Source organism: Chitinophagaceae bacterium (assembly GCA_007695095.1).
GTDB lineage: Bacteria > Bacteroidota > Bacteroidia > Chitinophagales > REEL01 > REEL01.
The window spans coordinates 44,408-64,948 of record REEL01000111.1 but is presented as its reverse complement, the minus strand read 5'-3'; the positions used below and the strand labels follow the sequence as shown (position 1 = coordinate 64,948).

16 protein-coding genes are annotated in these 20,541 nt (G+C 37.0%); 9 read left to right on the top strand and 7 right to left on the bottom strand.

Annotated features, from left to right (window positions below; genetic code table 11):
* Positions 1 to 113 precede the first annotated feature (113 nt).
* The 5 genes from EA412_07375 (at position 114) to EA412_07355 (ending at position 6,464) form a co-directional block, all read left to right on the top strand.
* Positions 114 to 1,049, top strand: coding sequence for a phospholipase (locus EA412_07375; GenBank protein TVR79040.1), 936 nt, complete (start codon positions 114 to 116; stop codon positions 1,047 to 1,049).
* A 27-nt stretch (positions 1,050 to 1,076) separates the two neighbouring features.
* Positions 1,077 to 3,152 carry a hypothetical protein gene (locus EA412_07370; protein ID TVR79039.1) on the top strand — a complete coding sequence of 692 codons (2,076 nt, stop codon included), beginning with the start codon at positions 1,077 to 1,079 and terminating at the stop codon, positions 3,150 to 3,152.
* Entirely contained in the window at positions 3,143 to 4,021 is an 879-nt protein-coding gene (locus tag EA412_07365; GenBank protein TVR79038.1) for a hypothetical protein, read from the top strand. Before EA412_07370 ends, EA412_07365 begins: the two co-directional genes overlap by 10 nt.
* Before the next feature lie 93 nt (positions 4,022 to 4,114).
* Positions 4,115 to 5,494: a peptidylprolyl isomerase gene (locus EA412_07360; GenBank protein ID TVR79037.1), complete on the top strand. Its 1,380-nt coding sequence runs from the start codon at positions 4,115 to 4,117 to the stop codon at positions 5,492 to 5,494.
* A 4-nt stretch (positions 5,495 to 5,498) separates the two neighbouring features.
* The gene (locus EA412_07355; protein ID TVR79036.1) at positions 5,499 to 6,464 is read left to right on the top strand and encodes a MoxR family ATPase; all 966 of its coding nucleotides are present in this window, start codon (positions 5,499 to 5,501) and stop codon (positions 6,462 to 6,464) included.
* A gap of 20 nt (positions 6,465 to 6,484) precedes the next feature.
* Here EA412_07355 and EA412_07350 read toward each other — a convergent pair whose 3' ends face one another.
* Both EA412_07350 and EA412_07345 read right to left on the bottom strand, forming a co-directional pair.
* Positions 6,485 to 7,180, bottom strand: a complete 696-nt coding sequence (locus EA412_07350; GenBank protein TVR79035.1) for a hypothetical protein — start codon at positions 7,178 to 7,180, stop codon at positions 6,485 to 6,487.
* 11 nt (positions 7,181 to 7,191) lie between these two features.
* Positions 7,192 to 8,667, bottom strand: a complete 1,476-nt coding sequence (locus EA412_07345) for a proline--tRNA ligase (protein TVR79034.1) — start codon at positions 8,665 to 8,667, stop codon at positions 7,192 to 7,194.
* Between the two features lie 38 nt (positions 8,668 to 8,705).
* On the opposite strand from EA412_07345, the gene EA412_07340 reads away from it, so the two are divergent.
* Together EA412_07340 and EA412_07335 are read left to right on the top strand one after the other, a co-directional pair.
* Positions 8,706 to 10,427, top strand: a complete 1,722-nt coding sequence (locus tag EA412_07340) for a hypothetical protein (GenBank protein TVR79033.1) — start codon at positions 8,706 to 8,708, stop codon at positions 10,425 to 10,427.
* Between the two features lie 53 nt (positions 10,428 to 10,480).
* The gene (locus EA412_07335) at positions 10,481 to 11,968 is read left to right on the top strand and encodes a hypothetical protein (GenBank protein TVR79032.1); all 1,488 of its coding nucleotides are present in this window, start codon (positions 10,481 to 10,483) and stop codon (positions 11,966 to 11,968) included.
* Between the two features lie 93 nt (positions 11,969 to 12,061).
* Here EA412_07335 and EA412_07330 read toward each other — a convergent pair whose 3' ends face one another.
* Positions 12,062 to 12,439, bottom strand: coding sequence for a DUF1801 domain-containing protein (locus EA412_07330; GenBank protein TVR79031.1), 378 nt, complete (start codon positions 12,437 to 12,439; stop codon positions 12,062 to 12,064).
* 87 nt (positions 12,440 to 12,526) lie between these two features.
* Between EA412_07330 and EA412_07325 the strand changes: the two genes are divergently transcribed.
* Together EA412_07325 and EA412_07320 are read left to right on the top strand one after the other, a co-directional pair.
* Positions 12,527 to 13,297, top strand: coding sequence for a DUF547 domain-containing protein (locus EA412_07325; protein ID TVR79030.1), 771 nt, complete (start codon positions 12,527 to 12,529; stop codon positions 13,295 to 13,297).
* A gap of 10 nt (positions 13,298 to 13,307) precedes the next feature.
* Positions 13,308 to 13,904, top strand: a complete 597-nt coding sequence (locus EA412_07320; protein TVR79049.1) for a carboxymuconolactone decarboxylase family protein — start codon at positions 13,308 to 13,310, stop codon at positions 13,902 to 13,904.
* A gap of 1 nt (position 13,905) precedes the next feature.
* Here EA412_07320 and EA412_07315 read toward each other — a convergent pair whose 3' ends face one another.
* The 4 genes from EA412_07315 to EA412_07300 all read right to left on the bottom strand — a co-directional run bounded on the left by EA412_07315 (position 13,906) and on the right by EA412_07300 (position 20,537).
* Positions 13,906 to 15,441 carry a hypothetical protein gene (locus tag EA412_07315; GenBank protein TVR79029.1) on the bottom strand — a complete coding sequence of 512 codons (1,536 nt, stop codon included), beginning with the start codon at positions 15,439 to 15,441 and terminating at the stop codon, positions 13,906 to 13,908.
* A gap of 91 nt (positions 15,442 to 15,532) precedes the next feature.
* Entirely contained in the window at positions 15,533 to 16,774 is a 1,242-nt protein-coding gene (locus tag EA412_07310; protein ID TVR79028.1) for a hypothetical protein, read from the bottom strand.
* A gap of 12 nt (positions 16,775 to 16,786) precedes the next feature.
* A complete protein-coding gene (locus EA412_07305; GenBank protein ID TVR79027.1) occupies positions 16,787 to 17,803 on the bottom strand; it encodes a hypothetical protein in 1,017 nt (338 codons plus the stop codon).
* 97 nt (positions 17,804 to 17,900) lie between these two features.
* On the bottom strand, positions 17,901 to 20,537 hold the full coding sequence (locus EA412_07300; GenBank protein TVR79026.1) for a T9SS C-terminal target domain-containing protein: 2,637 nt from the start codon (positions 20,535 to 20,537) through the stop codon (positions 17,901 to 17,903).
* Between the last annotated feature and the right edge of the window lie 4 nt (positions 20,538 to 20,541).

Below are 20,541 nucleotides of genomic sequence, written 5' to 3'. Positions count from 1 at the left end.
AGACTATCAACTATTATTTCAATTAAACAATGAAAGTTTGTAATTATTGCTTCTAAATGGCTTATATTAACATAAATTTTTAAACAAAAACTTAAACTTTTAACTTCCTAAAAATGCAGAAAAAGAAAGTTTATTTGGTATTAAGCAGTGGGGGTGCCAGAGGCATGGCTCACATTGGTGTTATTGAAGAGATTGAAAAATTAGGATGGGAAATAGTTGCTGTTTCTGGCTCTTCTATGGGTGCTGCTGTCGGAGGTGTTTATGCAGCGGGCAAATTAGAAGCTTTTAAATCCTGGATGTATACTCTTGATAAAATAGACGTTTACCGGCTTATGGATTTTACGATAAATTCAAAAGGATTCATAAAAGGGGAAAGAGTTTTCAAGCAAATGGAGAATATCATTGGAGGAAGTCCCAACATAGAAAACCTCCCTGTTAAATTCTCTGCAGCAGCAACAGACCTTAATAAACGCAAATGCCATTTTTTTAAATCCGGAAATCTTTTAGATGCTATCAGAGCTTCAGTGGCAGTACCAACTGTACTCACTCCCTTTGTCAAGAATAATAATACCTACATTGATGGAGGAATCGCAAACCCTATTCCGGTAAATGCTTTTTTAAAACTCAAATATGATTTAAAAATAATTGTAAACGTAAATGCCAATAGAGAATACACCGTTCCGGAAATTTGTTTAAAAAAACCGGTCAATGAAACAAATTATCGTTTTCAAATTGACAAGTTTATTGACTATTGGTGGAATGGAAGTAAAAATATGATAGAAAAAAAAGAGGAACTGGGCTATTTTAAACTACTTACCAAGTCTATAGAAATAATGATGGATCATATTTCAGACCATATACTTGAAAAAAACAAACCCGATTTAATCATTGAGGTTTCAAGAGATGCAGCGTCTATTATGGATTTTTATAAAAGTGAAGAAATGGTAGAGGCCGGTAGAGAGGCTTTTTTAAAGGAAATTCATGCACTTGAACACCTATCAAAAGCAACAGAAGAAATAACGAATCTAAAAAAAGACAGACTTTTGTAATACAAACTCCATGTCTTCGTTTAATTTTTGCTTTATATAGCAAGTATTATAAAAAAAAAGCAAAGTCTTCTTAATTTAGCATTTTATTTGTACAAGTTTAAAAAATCAAATATGTATTCATCTTTTCTCTCAATGAAAAAACAGAGCCTTTTTTTGGTTCTGATTTTAGGCTCATGCTTTTATACCACAAATCTCCATGCTGCAGAAGGAGCTCAGGAAGATGTGCTGTTTAGCATTGGCGATACTGAAATTACATTAGATGAATTCTCAAGAGTTTATCAAAGAAACAATCCAAATAGTGATATTCATACAGACCAAAAAGATGTTGAGGACTATTTAGATTTGTATATCAACTTTCGTCTAAAAGTAAAAGAAGCAAAAAATGAAGGGATTGATACCATTTCTCACATAAATGATGAATTAGAAGGTTATCGCAAACAACTAGCCAGGTCCTTTATATTTGACAAAGATGTTACGGAATCTTTGATAAAGGAAGCTTATGAGAGAATGAAAGAAGAAGTGCGCGTAAGTCATGTACTTATCAGTTTACCTGAAAATGCCTTACCGGCAGACACTTTAGAAGCCTACAGAAAAATTATGAATATAAGAAGGAGAGCAGTGAGGGGTGAAGATTTTGCCAAACTTGCCGTAGAAAATTCTCAGGACCCTTCCGTTTCCCAAAACAAAGGTGACATAGGATATTTGACGGCATTCAGAACTGTTTATCCTTTTGAAACAGCCGCTTACAATACTGCTGAAGGAGAAGTTTCTATGCCGGTCAGAACTCGTTTTGGATATCACATTATAAAAGTTCATGAAAGAAGACAAGCCAGAGGAGAAATGGTTGCTGCACATATTTTAATCAGTGCCGAAGGGGAGGATGAAGAAAAGCTGAAAGAGGCAGAGATGAAAATAAACCATATAAAGAGTTTGTTGGATGAAGGTGGGGATTTCAGGCGTTTAGCGATGAAACACAGCGACGACCAGTTCTCTTCAAGAAGGGGCGGTGAGTTACCTCCTTTTTCAACAGGTAGAATGGTTCCTGAGTTTGAACAAGCTGCTTATGCTTTAGAAAATGATGGAGATATAAGTGACCCGGTTAAAACACCCTTTGGTTACCATATTATTAAAAGAATACATGTTCATCCTTTGCCAACATTGGAAGCTATTAGAAGCGACCTGAGAAACAGAGTGGAAAGAGATACCCGTTCAGACATTGCAAAAAAAGAACTGATAGAAAGAATTAAATCTGAAAATAATTTCCGTTTTTGGAGAGCAAACTATGAAGAATTAGAAAAATTAGTAGATGAAAATCTGCTTACCGGCGCGTGGACGGTTCAGGATGCCGGAAAATATACGAAACCACTTTTCAGAATAGGGGATACTACTTATCAGCAGAAAGACTTTATTTATCATGTTGAAAATCAAAGAATCCGCAGAAGATCCGGTGACCCGAAAGACATTTTCAAACAACTTTATAATCAATTTCAGGATGATAAAATAATTGAATTTGAAGAGTTTTTATTGGAGGAAAAAAATCCAAACTTCAAAGCATTAATGAATGAATACAGAAACGGAATCTTACTTTTTGAGCTTACTGACCGCAAAATTTGGTCACAGGCTTTACAAGATACTACCGGTTTAAAAACTTTTCACGAAAAAAATAAAGACCGCTTTATGTGGGACGAAAGAGCAGATGTTAACATTTACACCATTAAAGAGGATCGTACGGCTAGACGCGTAAAAAGATGGGCAAACAGAGGTCGTTTATCTAAAGATGAAATGCTAAGCAGAGTCAATGATGATGAAAACCCTGACAAACTAAAGATTGAAAATAAATTAGTAGAAAGAGGCGGACATAATTTAATTGATATGTATGAATGGGAAACCGGCATAACTGAAAATATAAATAATCCTGATGGTTCTGTTACTTTTCTGCAGTTTAATGAAATCAGAAAACCCGAACCTAAAAAACTAAATGAAGCACGAGGTTTTATTGTTTCAGCTTATCAGGAACATTTGGAAAAAGAATGGGTAAAAGAATTAAGAGCTAAATACCCTGTCAATATTAATCATACGGTATTAGAGTCCCTGTGGAAATAAAAAAATCTATTCCTTTAAAGTTAGTTTTTACTTTATTGTCGGCCTTATTCCTTTTTTCTTGTGAATTTCTTCAGCCAAGACCGGAACCGGAAGAAGGCAAAGTTCTGGCCAGAGTTGAAAATGATTTTCTCTACTTAAGAGATTTGGACTATGTGTTGCACAGTAGTCACAATATAGCTGACAGCAATTCTTTAATAGAAAGTTATACCAATAACTGGATTAGAAATAAACTGGCTTTCAGAGCAGCCCGAAGAAATCTTCCGGATAGAATTCCCGAGATTGAGAAGCAGGTTAATGAATACAGAGCTTCGCTATACATCCATTTGTATGAATCTGAATTGATAAAGCAAAACTTAGATACACAGTTAGTGCATAACGACCTGAAAGATTATTATGCTGAAAACTCAGCAAACTTTATTTTAAAAGAAGATATCGTTTCATTTCAATTTTTAAAACTGGATGTGGCAACTCCCAATCAGGAACAAGCAATCGAATGGCTTCAGGGTGGGGATGATAACAGCCGCCAATTGTTGAATGAATATGCTCTGCAATATGCTATGGAATACTCTCTGGAAGAATCTTTTTGGATTCCTCTTTCAAAAGGGAAAAGAGTCTTACCAATAAGTGATGAAGATTATAAAAGCCTTGCCACTTCTAACCGGGCAGAGAAATTAGAAGAAAACGGACAAATTTTTCTGGTAAAAGTAAATGATTTTAAGTCTATAGGTGATTTGGCTCCTTTTGAATATGTGAAGTCTGATATTCGAAAAATAATTATCAATTTAAGAAAAAGAAACCTCATAAACTCTACTTATAATAAGCTATATAATGAAGCGTTAAGAGAAAGAGTTTTTGAACTTTACGACTAATTTTCTGTATGTTTGAATAGATTTTAAAGATTGCTGTATTTCAATAAGCGGCTATCTTTTTTTAATAAAAAAATTAGAAATTAAATAAAATACATGTTTTTAAAGAAAAGAATCCTTTTTTACCTTTTGCCTTTGCTCTTATTTATTTTTATACAAAGTCCCTTAAAGGGGCAATCTTTTGTTGCTGACAAGATTGTTGCAATTGTAGGAAACAGAATCATATTAGATTCTGACATTGAATTACAGTTTCAACAATTAAAATCTCAGATGGATGAAGAAATACCTGAAACTTTTAAGTGTGATTTACTGGAAGACCTAATTCTGGAGAAGTTGCTATTAGTTCAGGCTGATAGAGACAGTGTAGAAATTAGTGACGAAGAGGTTGACGGTGAAATGGAAAGAAGATTAAGGTATTTCATCTCAATGATTGGATCTCAGGAGCGACTTGAAGCATATTATGGCAAATCTATAGAAGAAATTAAAGAAGAATTCAGAGGAGATATTAAAGATCAGCTTCTGGCCAGCCAACTGCAAAGAAAAATAGTGAGGGATGTAAAAGTAAGTCCGGCTGAAGTCAAAGAATTTTTTAACTCCATTCCTGCTGACAGTCTTCCGTATTTTAATGCTGAGGTGGAAGTCGGACAAATTGTAATTAAACCGGAAGTAAGTACTTTACAAAGAGAAATGGCTCGTGAAAGAATTACGGAAATCCGATCAAGGGTAGCTGCAGGAGAAGATTTCGGTATGCTGGCTTTATTATACTCACAAGATCCCGGTTCTGCTGAAAAAGACGGTGATTTAGGTTTTGTTGAAAGAGGACAGGGTTTGGCACCTGAATTTGAGGGTGCTGCTTTCAGATTAGGTGAGGGCGAAGTTTCCGGAATAGTTAGAACTGATTTTGGCTATCATATCATCAAAGTGAACGAACGTTTGGGCGATAGAATTCGGTTACAACATATTTTAATAAGACCTCAAATAACCAGTTTTGACTTGCGGGAAGCCAAAGAAAAATTAGATACTGTCAGACAAAAATTAGTTTCAGGTGAAATTAGCTTTAATCAGGCGGTTATTGATTATTGTCAATTTGAAAGAACCCGAATGAACGGAGGCTTATTTGTCAATCAGGAAAGCGGGGATACTTTTTTTGAATTAGACCAATTAGACAGGCCTGTATTCAGTGCCGTTTCAAATCTTTCTGCAGGGGAGTTTTCGGAGCCTTTATTATTTGAGTCTGCACGTGGTGAAAAAGCCTACAGAATAATTTACCTTAAATCTGAAACGGAAGCTCATGTAGCAAATTTAGAACAGGACTATAATAAAATTCAGGCTGCTGCGCTGAACTTTAAGCAACAAAAAGAAATGGCTAGGTGGATGCATAGCCGAATGAATGATACATATATAAAAATTGATGAAAAGTATCAGGACTGTGATAATTTAAAAGATAAATCATCTGTAACAAGTAGAATAAAATAAATCAATGAGCGAAATACAAAATGAAGTGGCTGTATTAGACAGTCTTCACAAAAAAGTTAGTGAGCTTAAATCAGAAATTGCTAAAGTAATTGTTGGACAGGACAAAGTTGTAGAGCAAGTGCTTACAGCCATATTTTGTAACGGCCACAGTTTATTGGTTGGAGTGCCGGGTTTAGCAAAAACCTTATTGGTTCAAACTTTGTCTGACACCATGCATCTTTCATTCAGCAGAATACAGTTTACCCCGGATTTAATGCCTTCTGACATAAGTGGTTCAGAAATTTTAGAGCAAGGGCAGGGATTCAAGTTTAACAAGGGACCTGTTTTTGCAAATATTATTTTAGCAGATGAGATTAACAGAACTCCTCCAAAAACGCAAGCAGCTCTGTTAGAGGCCATGCAGGAGAGATCTGTTACTGCTGCAGGACAGAGACATGCATTGCCTTTACCATTCTTTGTTTTGGCTACGCAAAACCCAATTGAGCAGGAGGGAACGTATCCTTTACCGGAAGCTCAACTTGATAGATTTATGTTTAACATAACACTCGAATATCCTTCTTTTGAAGAAGAAATGCAAATTGTAAAAGCCACTACATCCGGTAAACAGGGAAAAAGTTCTTCAATTATGAGTGCTGAAGAGATTTTAAAGTTTCAGCTTGCTATAAGACAAATACCTTTGGCCGATAATGTTTTGGAATATGCTGTAAATCTTGTAGCTAAAACAAGACCTAATCAAAGTAAGGCTGCTGAAATTACCAATAAATATTTATCGTGGGGAGCGGGTCCGAGAGCTTCTCAATTTTTAATTTTAGGAGCAAAATGTCATGCAGCTTTCAGAAATAAATATTCTCCTGACATAGAGGATGTAAAAGCAGTAGCTTTACCCATTTTAAGACATCGTCTTGTTAAAAACTACAATGCAGAAGCCGATGGGGTAAGTATTGACGATATTGTTGTTCAATTATTATAATCAATTAATAACCAAGCATATTAACTTGGTAGCTGGCGTTCTGATTCAAATTTAAAACCAACCCTTTTACCGGTTTTGGACGATTGAGCTCCGCTTTCACTGAGTTTTTGCAATACGCTTTTTTCTCTTACTTCTTTAAAAGGTTGTGCAAGCAAATCAAAATCTATACAATAAAGTATTGCTGTTTCTATAATTGCCCGTATATAAACCTTATTAATTTTGGCATTGTCAAAGTCATTGTATAAAAAACCGAGTTGCCTTTCTCCTTCTACAAAAAAATGCTTGTCTTTATTAATAAAGATTCTCCCGACCATATAACCTACATCCTGTAATCTGGAGTATCTCAGTGAATCTGATAAAAAATTATACACCTGGATCATTCCACAATAGATATTCAACGGGTTATTCTTCACATATTCTGAGCGGTGTATCTCATGTGAATCATCAAAAGCAAAAACATTTGTATGCATAGAAAAAATGAGAGTGTCTCCGGCAAACTTTAGTTCAATTTCATACTCACTTTTATCTTTATACTCTATTTCTAAGGAGGTATCCATTTTTTTGACATCCTCGGTTAACTCCTTACTTATAGTATGTATAACTTCTTTAAAATCCTTGAAAACAGACTTTGTTAACTCATAAGTCTTCTTTTTTAAACAAGCTTTTTCGTTCAGCGCTTTTAAGATTTTATCTTTTGATGATTCAAGATTAGACATTTTTTTTCCTTTTAGTATGATTTCGCAAATACAACTCTTTGTTTAGAAGGTTGACCGCTGTATACACAGGTGCCCGCTTCAGGCTTTTCTATCATAGGTATGCAACGAATTGTAGCTTTTGTTTCATTCTTAATTTTCTCTTCCGTTTCTGAAGTTCCGTCCCAATGAGCCTCTACAAAACCTCCTTTATTTTCAATAACTTCTTTAAACTCCTCGTAAGAATTAACCTGACGAGTACTTTCTGTTCTGAAATTTAATGCTTTTTTGTAAATATTTTCTTGTATATCGTCTAAAAGTGTGATAATCCTTGCAGATAAATCGTCAAAAGAAACTATTTGTTTTTCTTTAGTATCTCTGCGGGCTAACTCTACCGTATTATTTTCTAAATCTCTTGGTCCTACAGCTATTCTAACCGGAACGCCTTTCATTTCGTACTCATTGAACTTCCAGCCCGGTTTATATTTATCATCATCATCAAATTTTACACTTATGCCTTTTTCTCTCAGTTCCTTTAACAAAGGATCAATTTTTTCGGCAATAGCTAATCTTTGTTCATCATTTCTGTATATAGGTACAACCACAACCTGCATAGGGGCCAGCTTGGGTGGTAAAACCAAACCATCATCATCAGAATGAGCCATTATTAAAGCACCTACTAATCGGGTAGATACCCCCCATGAAGTCGCCCATACATGCTCCAATTTACCTTCTTTATTGGAAAATTGTACATCAAATGCCTTTGCAAAATTTTGTCCTAAAAAGTGAGAGGTCCCTGCCTGTAATGCTTTTCCATCTTGCATCAAAGCTTCAATACAATATGTTTCAACAGCTCCGGCAAATCGCTCATTCGCTGATTTTAGTCCTGTTAAAACCGGCATTGCCATCCAGTTTTCTGCAAAAGTTTTGTAAACTTCAAGCATAGTTTCAGCCTCAAGTACGGCCTCTTCCTTATTTGCATGCGCTGTATGACCTTCCTGCCACAAAAACTCAGTAGTTCTCAGAAATAAACGGGTACGCATTTCCCATCTCACAACATTAGCCCATTGGTTAATTAACAACGGCAAATCTCTGTATGACTGTATCCATTTCTTATATGAATTCCAAATGATAGTTTCAGAAGTAGGCCTGACGATTAATTCTTCTTCAAGCTTTGCTGTTTCATCAACTACAACTCCGGGGCCGTCCGGATTCGATTTCAAACGATAATGTGTAACAACTGCACACTCTTTTGCAAAACCTTCCACATGATCCGCCTCTTTGCTCAGGAAACTCTTTGGAATAAATAAAGGAAAATATGCGTTTTGGTGTCCTGTTTCCTTGAACATTTTGTCCAAAACTTCTTTCATTTTTTCCCAAATTGCATATCCGTATGGTTTAATTATCATACAACCTCTAACAGCAGAATAATCTGCCAGACCCCCTTTTATTACTAGGTCATTATACCACTGTGCAAAGTCTTCAGACTTTTTTGTTATTTCTTTTCCCATGTTATTTTGTTATTGGCACACTATTTGCCTCTATAAAAGTGTTAAATCAGAATGGCAAATTTAATAATTTAAACTTGGATAAGTGCCCAGAAATTTTTAATTTAAATTTAAAATACAGAGTTATGAAAACGATTACTCAAATATCACTATTACTAACAAGCATTATGCTCGGCATAACGCTCTCTGCTTATGCGCAGTATGATGACTTATATTATACACCCGGGCAAAGTTCTTATAATACATCTTATACAACAGATAGTTATACAGAGTCTTATGAAGATGAGTATGGAAATACTTATATTACTAATAATTACTACAATAATTATTACGGGCATGATTATTACTACACAACCCGTATAAGAAGATTCCACCGAACTCATCATACTCACAGTTTTTACAGCGGTTACTATACAGACCCATATTATTACGGCTATGACCCGTTTTATTGGGGTACAAGTATTTACTACTGTAATCCATGGTCAATATGGAGGCCGAGAGTATATATTTCATGGCATTCTCCATGGCACCGTCCATGGTATACCAGAGGTTGGTACAGTTATTCATCTTGGGGCTGGGGTTCCGGATGGGGCTGGGGCTGGGGCTCTTCATATCGTCACGGTTACTGGTCCGGCTATAACCATGGCTACTGGGCAGGCTATAATCACGGATTTTATGACGGAAGTTTTGCCAGTTCAACATGGCACCCCGGTTCTACAGGTTCCTCTTCTTACTATGGACCCAGATCAGGTAGTGGACAAACGAATACAGCATTTGGTACCAGTGGAAGATATGAAACAGAAAGCCAGGCAGTCAGAGCAGCTCGTCTAAGTGGTGAAGATACCAGAACCAGCGAGCGTCAAGCAACATCTTCTTCAGAAAGAAGCGGAGTTGACGCAGGTAGAGCAGCTCAGTCTGACAGAGTTAGTTCAAGAGATAATGTTGAGAGATTCAGTCCTTCCGACAGAAATGTAAGTGGAAGAGATCAAGAATCTTCAACTATGCAATCTGACCCAAGGGTTAGTGACAGAGGTGCTTCAACAGCCGGAAGAGCAGACAGATTTACCCCTGCAGAAAGAGCTCCACAGGGCACAGGCAATGTTAGAGATGCAAATGCGTCTAATCCGCAAATGCAGGACAGAGCAACTGAAGGCAGACAAACTACTCCTCAGAGATATCAGCCTGGCAGAACTACGGATTCTTATACAGAAAGAGGTCAGGCCGGACAGCAGCCTTCAAGGAGTGCACAGCAAAGGCCACAATATAACTATTCGAGACCAGATAGGGGGCAAACCAGAGAAAGCCGTGAATATACTACACCAAGAAGGTCTGCTCCTGAAATGCAAAACAGACAGCCACAATCAAGACCGCAGCCGCAATCAAGACCGCAACAACAGCAGCAGTCAAGGCCTCAGCAGCCACAGTCAAGACCGCAACAAGAGTCAAGACCGCAACAGCAGTCAAGACCACAGCAACAGCAATCCAGGCCTCAGCAGCAATCGAGACCTCAAAACAGAGCGACTCCTTCACCGAGTCCCTCAAGACAAGATGCCAGTCCTTCAAGGTCTGCACCACAGAGAAACGCTAGTCCTTCGAGAACTCAGCCTCAAAGAAGTGCCAGTCCTTCAAGAAGTACTCCGCAGCGAAATGCTAGTCCTTCAAGAAGCAGTTCTCCCAACAGAAGTGCAAGCCCTTCAAGTAGTCCAAGTAGGAGTGGTGGAAGTGCACCTTCAAGGGGTGGAAGATCAGGAGGTCCCAGATAATTTTATTTTTCAATTGAAAAACACTATTTCTTAAACTTTAGAAACTATAAAACATGAGAAAATATTGGTCCATATTTATGGGGTTACTACTGTCTTGCCCTTTGTTAGCTCAAAACGAAATTGACGCACTAAGATATTCACAAACAAACTTCGGCGGAACTGCAAGAAGTATAGCCGTAGGTGGAGCTTTCGGAGCCCTCGGAGCTGATTTTTCCTCAGCATCATTTAATCCCGCAGGTCTCGGACTTTATAGAGGAAATGAAATTATGATTACACCCGGATTCAATGTCACAAATCATCGTAGTGATTTTTTGGGAAATCAGGCTGAAGAAATTCATTATAATTTAAACTTTTCGAATTTCGGTTTTGTACATACAAACCTTTTAGTTGACAGTCGCGGAAATAATATGCACGATAAATGGCGGGCTTACTCATTTGCATTCGGATTTAACCGTCTCAATAATTTCCAAAGCAGACAATTTTACAGTGGTTTTAATGCTGAAAGTTCAATATCTAATTTTTATGCCAATGAACTCAGAGGAACTCATCCTTCAGGCATAAACCCTGGAAGTGTTGGTTTTGAGCCATCATTAGCTTATGAAACTTTTTTAGTTGATCCGGTAAGTGGTGATTCGACAAATTATGTTTCAAGAATTCCCAATGGAATGGTTGAGCAAAATGCAACTATAGATGAAAGAGGCGGCATTAATGAATTTACTTTGTCTTTTGCAGGAAACTATGATGACAGGCTATATATGGGAGCAACAATTGGATTTCCAAGAGTTAATTATACAAATGAGTTAAGTTTTACCGAAAGAGATGTACTGGATTCTATTCCCGGCTTTAGATCTTTGGATGTAAACAGAGAACTACAAACACAAGGATGGGGAATTAACTTCAAGGGTGGAATGGCTTACAGAGTAGCTAACTGGCTAAGATTAGGTGCTGCCGTTCATTCTCCGACATATTTCAGACTGGAAGATGAATACAGCAGCAATATGACAAACCGATTAGACTCGGAAACTATTACCCGCGAATCCCCGGACGGTAATTTTTCATACAATCTGACAACTCCATGGAGAGTTATTGGAAGTGCTGCTTTCATAATCAGTAAATATGGATTTCTTTCTGTAGATTATGAATTTGTTGATTACAGCGAATCATTTTACAGCTTCGGTTCCGGAAACCAATTAACAGCCAGTCAGCAAAATAATAATATCAGAAATTTATATGGTCCCGCTTCTAACTTAAGAGTTGGTGCAGAAGGAGTAATTGATAACATCCGTCTTAGAGCCGGTTATGCATACTATGGTTCTCCTTTTAAAGATGATGTAGAAACAGCAGGAGGAGATCAAATACAACAATTTATTACCGGAGGAATCGGATTTAGAGAAGAAAGCTTCTATTTAGATCTGGGTTTTGCCAGAAGAATGTCTAATGACTTTTTAGGTTTTTATACCATGCCTGATGACAGTGGCGTGGGCTCATTAAATGAGGTAAACAGAAACCAGATTGTTATGACAGTCGGCTTCAGACTTTAATCACTCCTCTTTATATATAGTCTAAAGATTTATATACACTACCAAGCAGTTTAAAGAGGTTGTCTGTTAAAAGGCAATCTCTTTTTACTTTCCCTATTCTTTTGGTTTTCTTTTTGAGGCATAAGGCACATTTTCATCCAATTTCAGAGCTTCCTCTATAATTTCAATGACCGCTTCATACTTAATCTCCTCAACTTTTGAATAAGTAATTCCCATAACTTGTTTGCGACCTTTGGATTGAAGCAAACCACTTTTATTTTCTAACTCATTTCCTCTGAGAAATGCAAATTCTACATTTCCTTTTTTATCCGGATTTAAATAACAAATCCAACTTTTCCGATAATAAAAAGGTATCCCATAGCGTACTTTGGGCTCTATCCCGGGAATTTTTATAAGCAAATCATGTAGATAGAAAAGAATATCTTTTTGTTGACCCTCATAATCAATTATAAAATTTTCAACTGCATTCATAACACTTATAGGCTTTTTTTGTTATGCAATTGTTAAACTAAATTGTCATAGCTTAGCATAAACTTTTCAAATACATATTATTACAAGGTGAAGTTACTGACTTTTATTATAGTATTGCTTTTGGGAATACATCTAAATTATATTCAAAAGGAGAAACCGGTGGATGATTCTGTAAATAATGAACTAATTGAACTTTCAGAAAAGCTGTTACTTCAGGTCAAAATGGAAGAACCTACTTCAACTATAGAAAAAAGGCTTAATGACATTTCATTTGAAAGCCTGAGAATCGGTCTTCCATCCGACAAAGCTAAACTCACTTTTTGGATTAATATTTACAATGCATACTTTCAGATATTGGCCATTCAGAAAAATTTAGAAAAGCCTGCCATATTTACTAAAAAAGTAATCCCCATTGCGAATCATTTTTTTAGTCTTGATGAAATAGAGCATGGTATTCTTCGAAAATACAGGTGGAAATATGGTTTAGGGTATCTTCCGGATCCTTTTCCGGGTAAAAAAATCAGACATCTTGCTGTGGAAAAGACCGATTACAGGCTACATTTTGCTCTAAACTGCGGAGCTACGAGTTGCCCGCCCATAGCCTTTTACAACTACGAAGATATTGATGCGCAATTAAGACTGGCTACTGAATCTTTTTTAGAGACAGATACAAAAATTCATGAAGAGGAAAAAGTCGTTTACGTTAGTAAGCTTTTTTTATGGTTTAGAGCCGACTTTGGAGGAAGGTCAGGAATTAATAGGATTTTAAGCAAACAATTTAATATTGACTTCAGTAAATATAAGTTAAAATACAACGATTATAATTGGGATACTCAGCTTCAAAACTTTAATGATTAAAAAAATAAAAATGAACAAACCATTAGTTAAGCCTATTGAAAATTTAAACAATCCGGAACTGGAAGAATTAATTCTTTTTTTCAATGAAACTCTCGGGTTCTGCCCAAACAGTGTACTAACAATGTCGCACCGACCTCAAATAGCAAAAGCATTTGTGCAACTTAATAAGTCCGTGATGGAAAACAAAGGAAGGGTAAACAGCGGATTAAAAAGATTAATCGGTTACATCTGTAGTTTTACTGCCGGCTGTGCATATTGCCAGGCGCACACCATAAGAGCCGCTGAAAGATATGGCGTTCAGGAAGTTAAATTAAAAAACATTTGGGAATACAAAACACACCCTGCTTTTGAAAGTTCTGAAATAGCCGCTTTAGACTTTGCCATTGCTGCTTCAGGCTTACCAAATCATGTTGATCAGGAAATCTCTGAAAATCTTAGAAAACATTGGGATGAAGGGGAAATTGTTGAAATATTAGGTGTGATAAGTCTTTTTGGATTTTTGAACAGATGGAACGATTCAATGGCAACAACTCTTGAAGAACCGGCAATAAACTCTGCGAATAAATACTTTAAGTCTAAAAACTGGGATGCTGAAAAACATCTTTAATTTATTTCTTAAAAAACTTGTTGGGATTAATTGCAACTCTAATCAATGCCAATGAAATGATAAAAAGTAAAAACATAGCCGGCAATCCCCCTAAGTTAGATAACATCCTTATGCCCTGAATATCTGCTGCACTAATCATTATCCAGGCCACCAAACCTATAGTGATTCCCCAAATTACTTTAACTTTAACAGAGGCTTCCGGTGAGTCCGGCTCAATTCCCCGGCTACTTAATGCTGCCATAGCTTCTGTGTTAGAGTCCGCAGCAGTTACATAAGAAACGAATACTGCAATGATAAAAACCGGAATACTGAGTACAGCAAGAGGCAATAATTCTAAAACAGTGTAAATCACCGACTCCGGCCCCAGATTTTCAAGCAAACCTCCGAACAGTAGATTATTTTCAGAAGCGAGTTGAATAGTCATCCCACCAAAAACAGACATCCAAAAAATCCCAAAACAAGAAGGTAGCACCCAGTTAAATAGTAAAAACTCCTTTACCGTTCTGCCATAGGCAATTCTACCAAGAAACAATGCGGTAACCGGAGCCCATGCCATCCAATTGGCCCAGTAAAAAACAGACCATAGTTTTATCCAGGGGTCATTACCTAAAGGGCCAATATTAAGGCTAATGGGTAAAAAATAGCTTAAATAGCCGGTAGTACCCTGAATAAAGGCTTTGAATATGGCAGGAGCAGAGCCTGCAAAAAGTAAAAAGATCAAAAGACCTAAGAAAACTTTTAGGTTAATATCCGAGAAAAAACGAATACCCCTCAACAAACCGGTTGCAGCTGATACTGTAAATGTCAGTATAACAAAAAAAGTTATCAGTCCGGTTAGCCAAAAAGTATCTCCTAATGGGAATAAATACCTGATACCACCGCTTAAACTTAAAATACCTGCCCCAAGCGAAGCTGCCATGCCGGCTACCAATGCAAAAAGACATATGCTATCTACCCATGGGCGAATATGGATTGTGGCTTTACCCTTTATGATTGGATACATTGGAGATACGAGACTAAACTCTTTACCGGCATTATAAAAGCAAAGAGCAAACATAAGAGCCGGTACACAATAAATAGCATAAGGAGTAAAGCTCCAGTGTAAAAAGAGAATGCTCATTGAAAATTTTTCAGCTTCTTTGCTAAAAGATAAAATACCCAGAGATTCCGGAGGTTCTGTTATGTGAAATAGTGGTTCTGCCGTTCCCCAAAATAAAATACCTATCGCGACTGTCGTACATAAAATTATGGAAAACCATTTCCATCTACTTAAAATAGGTTTGGCATCTTCACCGCCTATTCTTATATTACCTAAAGGTGTAAATGAAACAATCAGGCAGACTAAAAACATTAGAAATGCCACTAAGGAAAATACTAATGAAAATTGATTGAGTATCCAATCATTAATACCGGTAATTTGTTTCAAAAAAGCTTCCGGATAAAAGAAAGAACTAAGCACAGCAAACAATAATAGCAGGAAAGGTGGCCAAAACACACCGGGTCTAATCTTCTTTTTATTGTTAGCGGGTAAAATGATACTTTTTTTAATAAAAGTATATAAACTTTTTAAAGTTGATAATTAAAAAGTCTTTTTTCTATATAAATCCGTTTCGAAAAGTAACGTAATTTTATTCCAAGTCGGTACTTAACTTAAAGCGTGCGATACGGTTATTTCCTTTATCTGCAACATATACAACTCTTCTGTGGTAACATACCCCGGACGGTTCGTTAAATTGAAAAGGGCCATTTCCGGAGCCTCCGAAAGAAACAATTATATTCTTAGTATCCGGAGAGTTTGGGGGTGGATTCACACCTTCAGCACCGGATCTTGTAAACTGATATAAAGAATCTTTTTGGGCATCTACTACAAAAATATAGCCCTGAGCATCAGTAGCTACATAAACATCTGAAGGCTTCTTAAAGCGATTAGGCTCATATAAAAAACGGTCAGCACGAGTAAAATCAAACTGAACTAAATTTGCATTTTCTTCAAAACGTATACCTGTTTCAGGGTCAATGACTCTCTTTATCCATAAAACCTTATATTCTGCTTGCGGAGATTGCTGTACCAACAAAAAGTCCCCACTGGTAGAAAATCCACCTAAACTTTGCGGGGGTGCTGCAAACGAAGCAATACCGCCCACATCAAGTACACTCCTGAGGTTTGATGTTACGGGATTTAAGCCTGAGGTATGCCCGGTATTTTCACCGGCATTATTAAAAATCAAAATAGTATTATCCGGTCTGGATATAGCTGTCAAATCATTTCTCGGCCCTTTGCGGGAGACATATAAGGTATTGTCCGCCAATGTAGTAACTCCGGTAAACTCAACCTGAGGATCGTCGTTAGGTCTGAAGGAAGTGTTGTTTCTTGAAGCATCAGCAAAAGGATGTATCAATGTATCAATAATTTCCGGAGTTCCGGAAGTAGAAGCACCCAAAATTCTGTAAACTGCTGCTAAATTAAACATTTGACCACCCACTTCAACATCTGCTCTTCCGGTTACATAAGTATGCATTTGACGACTTTGAACCACCTTCCCTGCATTAGGGATATTTATAGTTCTGTGCAATTCTCCTTTTCTATCCAGAATATTAACTCCCCGGTTGTCTATAACATAAACCATTTCATCGTATCCGACATAAACATCTCTGGGTTGATCAAATCCTTCCCAATAAGGAAATATAGGTACATAACCAACATTTTCAGGAATGAGATTCGGGTCTATCCTGCCTTGCTCAAAGACTTCATCTACTGTTTCATCTTCTCTTGAACCAAACAAAAAATCACAACTCTGCAAGAATACGCCAAGGCTTGCAAGTAGTAAATATAAGCGTAAGTTGCTTTTCATCTTTATCAAATTTTTCATTTAAATCTTCTGTTAAAGGAGCGAAAGCCCTATAGTGAATCTATGTATATTGCCTAAACTTGCTTTATTTGTAAAACCATAGTCAAAACTGAGTCTGCCAAAATCACGATCATACTGCATACCAAAACCAAAAGCCGGAAACCCTCCCTCATCCACACCGAATTCATATCCTGCTCTAAAAAAGAGAAAACGATTCCAAGTATATTCGGTGCCAAAGGCAAACGTCTCATTATTGTCTGTCGGGTGATTCAATTGCCCGGAAACCGTTATTCTATGGTCATCTAAAACTAAAGGATCCCAAGCCAGACCAAGTCTGAATATAGCAGGAACAGCAATTTCCTCAAACTCATCTATTAACTGAGGACCGTTTAAGGTCAAATGCTCAATTTCTCCTTTTGGGCGGGTATTAAAACCAAAATTATTAATTCCAACAGCAAATCTTAAATTTGCCAAGCCTACATCATATTGAAAACCAAAATCAACAACGGCCGTTTGTGCGGTAACTTCTGCAATACTTTCATTAATATACTTTCCGGTGATTCCAAAACTAAAATTCTGAGTCAAAACCTGAGCAAAAGAAAGGGCTGCCGCCATATTGACCGCCCTGTATGTTTGACCTGTTCCAAAAGGCATAAACTCCGTTGTTACATTCATGTCTCCTGTATTTAAATAATACAAAGAAGCACCTATTACACTCTGACTGCTCAAACGCCATGCAACTCCTGCATATTGATAATTTATGGCTGAATAATAACTGGAATGTGATAATTGAAGGTGAAGTTTTTGGGAATCTAATTGGGTTAGTCCTGCCGGATTCCAATACAGGGAAGATACATCATCAACAACAGCAATAAAAGCTCCTCCCATTGCAGCTGACCTTGCATCGGGTTCGATTTTCAGAAACTGAAAACCGGTTGAACCCACTCTTGAATCACCAAAAGAAGGTAATAATTGCGCTTTAGTATCCTTTCCAAGTAAAAAGCAAAAAGCAAAAATTAAAACCCAAAAATTGTACGTTTTCTTATACATAAGTAATCAATCGAAAGGCTAAATTATGAATTTATAATTGGATTTGATTTCTGCAGTATTAAATAATTATAAAATCCTGATTAAATTAAGCAAAAAATTATCGTTGTATAAAAAGTTTTTCTCTGTAGATATGCTCATTAGTATCAAAATGCAACAGATAGAAACCTCCCGGCAAATCACTAATGTCAATAGGAATCAATGCATTTTGAAAAGTTTCTGCAACAAAGTCAACCAACAATTTCCCTTCACTATTAAAAAGCTTTATCTCTGCTTTAGTTTCAGGAAAACCATTTAATGCTATGTAAAAAATTTCACCCGCCGGATTTGGGAAAACACTTATTTTAGGACTTTCCACATCCCCGGAAATCCCTGTTTGTAAGGGTAAAAAGACATCTACGATTTTTTCACAACCTCTGGCATCAGTAACAGTAACCTGATAAAATCCACTTGAAAGATTTTCTAAAAGCGATACTGTTTCACCGGTATTCCAGCTATATGAAAAAGGGGCTGTGCCTCCGCTGACAGTTAAATCTATCGCACCATTTGATTGACCTGAAGTTGGAAAAACTGTATCTATAGATACTTCAATTGGATCCGGGTTTGAAAGTATGTATTTACCGATAGCCTCACATCCCTTAGAATCTGTAACGGTAACTGCATAGTTCCCCGCAGATAAACCCTGTCGGTTAGCTTGCAAACTTCCATCTGCCCAGATATATCCGTATGGTGCAGTTCCTCCCTGAGTATTTATAAAAATTCTACCGCTTGATTCATCATGACAATTCGGGGAAAAGGTCTGAGCATTGATTGTTAATTCCAAAGGTTCAGAAATAGTTACTGTATCGGTATAAACACAATTATTTTCATCTTCGATTTCAAAAATATACAAACCTGCATTTAACCCCTGTAAGTTTTGAGATGTTTGGCCGTTTTCCCAATTAAGCTGATAAGGCTGAACACCTCCATTAATGCTTAATTGAATACTTCCGCTTGTATCGCCATGACAGACAACATTTTCAGCTTCTACAGCATATTCCAGTAAAGGGGGAGATTCAATTTCCACACAAGCTTCTAAAGAACATCCATTAGAATCTCTAAGTCCTATAAGGTGACGACCGGCAGGTAATCCGCTTAAAACCGGTTCACTTCCTTTTTCAACTCCATTTACATAAAATTGATAGGGTGCAGCTCCTCCCTGTACAGATAAATATACTTTTCCATCCTCAATATCAGCACAACGTAAATCCTGTACTGAATCTACCTGCATAGTTAAGCCACTTTGATAACTGCAACTATAAACAGTATAAGTTGCTAAAACACTTTCCTGTTCATCAATTAAAGTGAGCCTTACAGAATCGTCTCCAAAAACCTCTACATTTCCAAAAGCATTGTTTGTATTTAAATTTCCATCTATTCCTTGTCCGCCTTCAGACCATACTAATCCCAGATTTAATAACGGTACAGTAGTGTATAGCGTAGAATTACTTTGGGATAAACAGCCGGCCATCATTTCTGTGATGCCTCCTGTTTGCGCATTGCCAATAGCGGATGTATGTGTATCACCACTCATCATCACCACACCGTCTATATTATGTGCATTAATCCAATTAATAAGCGTATCCTGATCTAATGGAAATCCACTCCATGAATCAACCAACAAAGCTGAAATTGGCAATCCGGCTAAATTTGGAAGATTTAAAGCAGATTGTAACGCATCTCCATAGGTTCTGTTAAAAGCCGTGCCTGAACCAATAAATTTCCAGGTTGCGGTGGAATTTTTGAGCTTGTCCAACAGCCATGCCCGCTGAACATCTCCCAGCATAGTATGGTCAGGATCCGGATCAAAAACCCATTGCCCATTCACATTTTTAAGTGAATTTGTATTTGGAGACCTTGCACTTCGATTATCTATCATAAAAACCTCCGTATTCCCGAATCGGAAACTATGGAAAATCCCTTCTGTACTATCAACTTCCTCATAACCCGGAAAAAAGCGGTAATAAGCTTCTATAAGATTTCTTCTCGTTTGTGGAGGAAAAGGAATTTCCATTATGGTTGGACTTACTCCAAAATTAGTATAAGATGCTGTAGTTCGGGAAGTATTATCATTAACATAATCGTGATCGTCATAAACCCAATCCACAGGGACTCTTTTTAAATATTCACTCATTCTGGGGTAACTGTACCTACCTTTATATGAACCTACAATCAAATCGTAATCATTTGCATAAAAATTTGTGTTGTTCGGTAAATTATCTGTTGTATCCGGGTATAACCAATCTCCTAAATGCAGAAAAAAACGAGCGTTATAGTTTTGCATCACATCAAAAAGCACATCATTTTGAACATTATTATTTGTACACGACCCGAAATGAAAAGCAAAGTCAATGCTTTCTCCTACACAGGGAAAGGTATAAAAATAGTCCGGACCGGCTACTACAGAACCTCCGATGACTACTCTGTAATAGTAACGTGTGTTGGATTGTAATCCACTGACATCCTTTATGGAAAAATTGTAATCTGAAGTAGATGTCTGTCCGTAATAAATTGTTGCCTGAGAAAAATTAGTTGTTGGTGATATTTGTAACTGATAAGAAAAAGGAACAACCGTTCTTATTAAGATGCGTGCTGAATTATCAGTTACGCCACCAATGATGGGGCCATGCGTGATAGTTTGTGCAAATAAAACGGAACTGATGAAAAGAGAAGCAATTGCTAAGAATATTGATTTCATTAAA

Excerpts from the sequence above, each read along its gene's own strand:
- EA412_07355 (TVR79036.1), top strand. The coding sequence starts at position 5,499 with ATGAGCGAAATACAAAATGAAGTGGCTGTATTAGACAGTCTTCACAAA.
- EA412_07330 (TVR79031.1), bottom strand. The coding sequence starts at position 12,439 with ATGAATGCAGTTGAAAATTTTATAATTGATTATGAGGGTCAACAAAAA.
- EA412_07305 (TVR79027.1), bottom strand. The coding sequence starts at position 17,803 with ATGTATAAGAAAACGTACAATTTTTGGGTTTTAATTTTTGCTTTTTGC.
- EA412_07335 (TVR79032.1), top strand. The coding sequence starts at position 10,481 with ATGAGAAAATATTGGTCCATATTTATGGGGTTACTACTGTCTTGCCCT.
- EA412_07300 (TVR79026.1), bottom strand. The coding sequence starts at position 20,537 with ATGAAATCAATATTCTTAGCAATTGCTTCTCTTTTCATCAGTTCCGTT.
- EA412_07350 (TVR79035.1), bottom strand. The coding sequence starts at position 7,180 with ATGTCTAATCTTGAATCATCAAAAGATAAAATCTTAAAAGCGCTGAAC.
- EA412_07320 (TVR79049.1), top strand. The coding sequence starts at position 13,308 with ATGAACAAACCATTAGTTAAGCCTATTGAAAATTTAAACAATCCGGAA.
- EA412_07345 (TVR79034.1), bottom strand. The coding sequence starts at position 8,667 with ATGGGAAAAGAAATAACAAAAAAGTCTGAAGACTTTGCACAGTGGTAT.
- EA412_07310 (TVR79028.1), bottom strand. The coding sequence starts at position 16,774 with ATGAAAAATTTGATAAAGATGAAAAGCAACTTACGCTTATATTTACTA.
- EA412_07375 (TVR79040.1), top strand. The coding sequence starts at position 114 with ATGCAGAAAAAGAAAGTTTATTTGGTATTAAGCAGTGGGGGTGCCAGA.
- EA412_07360 (TVR79037.1), top strand. The coding sequence starts at position 4,115 with ATGTTTTTAAAGAAAAGAATCCTTTTTTACCTTTTGCCTTTGCTCTTA.